The sequence below is a fragment of the Shimia sp. R9_1 genome (assembly GCF_017743775.1).
Lineage (GTDB): Bacteria > Pseudomonadota > Alphaproteobacteria > Rhodobacterales > Rhodobacteraceae > Shimia.
Genome location: NZ_JAGHRN010000015.1, coordinates 1 through 5,730, shown reverse-complemented (window position 1 = coordinate 5,730; position 5,730 = coordinate 1). Strand labels below are relative to the sequence as shown.

Genomic DNA, 5,730 nt, shown 5'->3' with positions numbered 1-5,730 from the left:
TCCGACGTTATTTGACATTGTGATGACACTGAAGAGATATGAGGGCGGTTTGGTTCTTTCGATGAACAAACACCTGCATATCGGCTCTTAGGCTTCGGCTGATAATAGAGTTTACAACAGCTTCACTGTTTGGTGGCTTTCGGTACTTTCTGGTACCTGAGCACATTAAACAGTTTGAGTTCATCCGGGATTAGCCTCCTGGATGAGATGTGCAGAGGTTCGAACGTCAAGGATACGCTGGTAACAGCGTTTCAACTTGAGAGTTTGATCCTGGCTCAGAACGAACGCTGGCGGCAGGCCTAACACATGCAAGTCGAGCGCGCCCTTCGGGGTGAGCGGCGGACGGGTTAGTAACGCGTGGGAACGTACCCTTCTCTAAGGAATAGCCTCTGGAAACGGAGAGTAATACCTTATACGCCCTTCGGGGGAAAGATTTATCGGAGAGGGATCGGCCCGCGTTAGATTAGATAGTTGGTGGGGTAACGGCCTACCAAGTCTACGATCTATAGCTGGTTTTAGAGGATGATCAGCAACACTGGGACTGAGACACGGCCCAGACTCCTACGGGAGGCAGCAGTGGGGAATCTTGGACAATGGGCGCAAGCCTGATCCAGCCATGCCGCGTGAGTGATGAAGGCCCTAGGGTCGTAAAGCTCTTTCGCCTGTGATGATAATGACAGTAGCAGGTAAAGAAACCCCGGCTAACTCCGTGCCAGCAGCCGCGGTAATACGGAGGGGGTTAGCGTTGTTCGGAATTACTGGGCGTAAAGCGCGCGTAGGCGGGTTGTTAAGTTAGAGGTGAAATCCCGGGGCTCAACCCCGGAACTGCCTTTAATACTGGCAACCTAGAGTTCGAGAGAGGTGAGTGGAATTCCGAGTGTAGAGGTGAAATTCGTAGATATTCGGAGGAACACCAGTGGCGAAGGCGGCTCACTGGCTCGATACTGACGCTGAGGTGCGAAAGTGTGGGGAGCAAACAGGATTAGATACCCTGGTAGTCCACACCGTAAACGATGAATGCCAGTCGTCGGGTAGCATGCTATTCGGTGACACACCTAACGGATTAAGCATTCCGCCTGGGGAGTACGGTCGCAAGATTAAAACTCAAAGGAATTGACGGGGGCCCGCACAAGCGGTGGAGCATGTGGTTTAATTCGAAGCAACGCGCAGAACCTTACCAACCCTTGACATCCTAGGACAACTCCAGAGATGGAGCCTTCCTTCGGGACCTAGTGACAGGTGCTGCATGGCTGTCGTCAGCTCGTGTCGTGAGATGTTCGGTTAAGTCCGGCAACGAGCGCAACCCACATCCTTAGTTGCCAGCAGTTCGGCTGGGCACTCTAGGGAAACTGCCCGTGATAAGCGGGAGGAAGGTGTGGATGACGTCAAGTCCTCATGGCCCTTACGGGTTGGGCTACACACGTGCTACAATGGCAGTGACAATGGGTTAATCCCAAAAAACTGTCTCAGTTCGGATTGTCGTCTGCAACTCGACGGCATGAAGTCGGAATCGCTAGTAATCGCGTAACAGCATGACGCGGTGAATACGTTCCCGGGCCTTGTACACACCGCCCGTCACACCATGGGAGTTGGTTCTACCCGACGGCCGTGCGCTAACCTTTTGGAGGCAGCGGACCACGGTAGGATCAGCGACTGGGGTGAAGTCGTAACAAGGTAGCCGTAGGGGAACCTGCGGCTGGATCACCTCCTTTCTAAGGATGCACCTAGCAAGTAAGAAAGTTCGCTTTCTCACTTCGTGGATGCACTTAGCAACAGATCGGTACCTTTGCCGATCTATATCAAACGGACCAGGCCGTCCCCATATCTCTTCAGGAATACATCAGGCCTGCCGGCCTGTCTGGGTCGGTAGCTCAGGTGGTTAGAGCGCACGCCTGATAAGCGTGAGGTCGGAGGTTCAAGTCCTCCTCGACCCACCACCATCCTTCGGGATGATAATGGGGCCTTAGCTCAGCTGGGAGAGCGCCTGATTTGCATTCAGGAGGTCAGCGGTTCGATCCCGCTAGGCTCCACCATTTACCCTCGATTAGATCGCTAAGCACTTGCGAGTGTTTAGCCGTCCAATCGGACATCAGCTTCGTAAGAAGCTTTGACATCGTTTAGAGAGATACAAGTTGTTCCAAAACAGCTCAGTGATGAGAGGTTTTGAGAATGACAATCAACACTGTTTGATCGCCCTAAGTACGGGGCTGATCTCAGTCAGGTCTCCTTTTGGAGAGGCGATATTGAAGACTGTTTCCTCGGTCTTCTCCTTCGTATCCCTGCTGAAACGAACAGAGTTGTCCAAGTCAAGTACACTAACCCGCAAGATCGAGAGATCTTGCATAAGTTCCTTATCCTCCTCGTGGGGCCGACCGACATCGGCAGCGAGGGTTCCAGGGTAGGGAGCGGGAAAGTATGACTTTTGGTTCAGAAACAGGATTGCGAGCATGCCAGCTTTTGCGATCACGAGAGACGCAAGTCTTTCTCTTTCTGGATCAAATCAAGCGCGAGAAGGGCGTTTGGTGGATGCCTTGGCAGTAAGAGGCGATGAAAGACGTGATACTCTGCGATAAGCCATGGGGAGCTGAGAATAAGCTTTGATCCATGGATCTCTGAATGGGGGAACCCACCTGAAAGTTCATTATAATTACCTCGGTAATTTATAATGTTCTTAACCAGGTACTTTTGACCTGAATACATAGGGTCTTAAGAGCAAACCCGGGGAACTGAAACATCTAAGTACCCGGAGGAAAGGAAATCAATTGATACTCCGCTAGTAGTGGCGAGCGAACGCGGACCAGCCAAGCCTGATGAGTGACTAGAACCGTTTGGGAAGACGGGCCATAGTGGGTGACAGCCCCGTATAGGAAGCTCTGAAGGATGTATTAAGTAGGGCGGGACACGTGAAATCCTGTCTGAAGATCGGAGGACCACCTTCGAAGGCTAAGTACTCCTTACTGACCGATAGCGAACCAGTACCGTGAGGGAAAGGTGAAAAGCACCCCGACGAGGGGAGTGAAACAGTACCTGAAACCGAACGCCTACAATCAGTTGGAGGCCCCTTGAGGGCTGACAGCGTACCTTTTGTATAATGGGTCATCGACTTGGTCTATCTAGCAAGCTTAAGCCGTTAGGTGTAGGCGCAGCGAAAGCGAGTCTTAATAGGGCGCATGAGTTAGATGGATCAGACCCGAAACCGAGTGATCTAGGCATGGCCAGGTTGAAGGTGCGGTAACACGCACTGGAGGACCGAACCCACATCTGTTGAAAAAGATCGGGATGAGCTGTGCCTAGGGGTGAAAGGCCAATCAAACTCGGAGATAGCTGGTTCTCTGCGAAATCTATTTAGGTAGAGCGTCATCCGAATACCCCGGGGGGTAGAGCACTGGATGGGTAATGGGGCCCCACAGGCTTACTGATCCTAACCAAACTCCGAATACCCGGGAGTACTAGATGGCAGACACACTGCGGATGCTAACGTCCGTAGTGGAGAGGGAAACAACCCTGACCTACGACTAAGGCCCCTAATTCATGGCTAAGTGGGAAAGCAGGTGGGACGACCAAAACAACCAGGAGGTTGGCTTAGAAGCAGCCATCCTTTAAAGATAGCGTAACAGCTCACTGGTCTAAATAAGTTGTCCTGCGGCGAAGATGTAACGGGGCTCAAGCCATGAGCCGAAGTCTAGGGATGCGTAAGCATCGGTAGCAGAGCGTAGTGTGACATAGTTCCAATCCTCTTCTATATCCTCCGGGATATAGCGCAGGATATGGAGCTTTCGATGAAGCCGGGGCGTGAGCCATCCGGTGGAGAGATCACTAGTGAGAATGATGACATGAGTAGCGACAAAGAGTGTGAGAGACACTCTCGCCGAAAGTCCAAGGGTTCCTGCTTAAAGCTAATCTGAGCAGGGTAAGCCGGCCCCTAAGGCGAGGCCGAAAGGCGTAGCCGATGGGAACTAGGTTAATATTCCTAGGCCAGGAGGATGTGACGGATCATGAAGGTTGTCCCCCCTTATCGGATTGGGTGGGCCGCTGATTGGTTCCTGGAAATAGCCCTCCATGAGACCGTACCCTAAACCAACACAGGTGGACTGGTAGAGCATACCAAGGCGCTTGAGAGAACGATGTTGAAGGAACTCGGCAAAATACCTCCGTAAGTTCGCGAGAAGGAGGCCCAGTTTCTACGCAAGTATTGGCTGGGGGCACAAACCAGGGGGTGGCGACTGTTTACTAAAAACACAGGGCTCTGCGAAGTCGCAAGACGACGTATAGGGTCTGACGCCTGCCCGGTGCCTGAAGGTTAAAAGGAGGGGTGAGAGCTCCGAATTGAAGCCCAGGTAAACGGCGGCCGTAACTATAACGGTCCTAAGGTAGCGAAATTCCTTGTCGGGTAAGTTCCGACCTGCACGAATGGCGTAACGACTTCCCCGCTGTCTCCAACATCGACTCAGCGAAATTGAATTGCCTGTCAAGATGCAGGCTTCCCGCGGTTAGACGGAAAGACCCCGTGCACCTTTACTACAGCTTCACACTGGCATCAGGCCATGCATGTGCAGGATAGGTGGTGGGCTTTGAAACCAGAACGCCAGTTTTGGTGGAGCCTCCCTTGAGATACCACCCTTGCATTGCTTGATGTCTAACCGCGGTCCGTTATCCGGATCCGGGACCCTGTGTGGCGGGTAGTTTGACTGGGGCGGTCGCCTCCTAAAGCGTAACGGAGGCGCGCGAAGGTTGGCTCAGAGCGGTCGGAAATCGCTCGTTGAGTGCAATGGCAGAAGCCAGCCTGACTGCGAGACTGACAAGTCGAGCAGAGTCGAAAGACGGCCATAGTGATCCGGTGGTCCCGAGTGGAAGGGCCATCGCTCAACGGATAAAAGGTACGCCGGGGATAACAGGCTGATACTGCCCAAGAGTCCATATCGACGGCAGTGTTTGGCACCTCGATGTCGGCTCATCTCATCCTGGGGCTGGAGCAGGTCCCAAGGGTACGGCTGTTCGCCGTTTAAAGAGGTACGTGAGCTGGGTTTAGAACGTCGTGAGACAGTTCGGTCCCTATCTGCCGTGGGTGTAGGATACTTGAGAGGAGTTGCCCCTAGTACGAGAGGACCGGGGTGAACGATCCACTGGTGGACCTGTTGTTGCGCCAGCAGCAGTGCAGGGTAGCTATGATCGGACAGGATAACCGCTGAAGGCATCTAAGCGGGAAGCCCCCCTCAAAACAAGGTATCCCTGAGGACCGAGGTAGACCACCTCGTCGATAGGCCGGAGATGTAAGTGCAGCAATGCATTCAGTTGACCGGTACTAATGGTCCGATAGGCTTGATTTGATCCAGTAAAAGAAAGACTTTTACGGACACAAAAGCATACACAACACAAAGTATACTGACTTGGACAACACATAAACCGAGCTATTTCCTCGGTTTGGTGATCATAGCGCGAGTGAAACACCCGGTCCCATCCCGAACCCGGCCGTTAAGCACCGTAGCGCCGATGGTACTGCTGCTTAAGCTGTGGGAGAGTAGGTCATCGCCAAACCTAGAAAATAGCTCAACAAAATCTCTCAAAACGATACAAAGAATACCTTCAGAACAAATAAAACGTCCTGAAGGGCGACAGATCTCAAAGCCAAAAATGGCCCAAGATCAAAAGCGTCGCGGGATGGAGCAGCCCGGTAGCTCGTCAGGCTCATAACCTGAAGGTCGTAGGTTCAAATCCTACTCCCGCAACCAA

At 52.6% G+C, this 5,730-nt stretch carries 3 tRNA genes and 3 rRNA genes; all 6 read left to right on the top strand.

The annotated features are described in order from the left end of the window. Positions 1–252: 252 nt before the first annotated feature. The 6 genes from J7399_RS20840 to J7399_RS20815 all read left to right on the top strand — a co-directional run bounded on the left by J7399_RS20840 (position 253) and on the right by J7399_RS20815 (position 5,729). Positions 253–1,712 (top strand): 16S ribosomal RNA (locus J7399_RS20840). A gap of 148 nt (positions 1,713–1,860) precedes the next feature. Next, positions 1,861–1,937 (top strand) — tRNA-Ile (locus tag J7399_RS20835). A 20-nt stretch (positions 1,938–1,957) separates the two neighbouring features. Next, positions 1,958–2,033 (top strand) — tRNA-Ala (locus J7399_RS20830). A 465-nt stretch (positions 2,034–2,498) separates the two neighbouring features. Continuing rightward, positions 2,499–5,327: ribosomal RNA gene (locus J7399_RS20825) — 23S ribosomal RNA — on the top strand. 93 nt (positions 5,328–5,420) lie between these two features. Next, positions 5,421–5,535, top strand: a 5S ribosomal RNA gene (rrf, locus tag J7399_RS20820). The 16S, 23S and 5S rRNA genes sit together here with 3 tRNA genes alongside, the layout of an rRNA operon. A gap of 117 nt (positions 5,536–5,652) precedes the next feature. Further along, a tRNA-Met gene (locus J7399_RS20815) sits at positions 5,653–5,729 on the top strand. Position 5,730 lies beyond the last annotated feature (1 nt).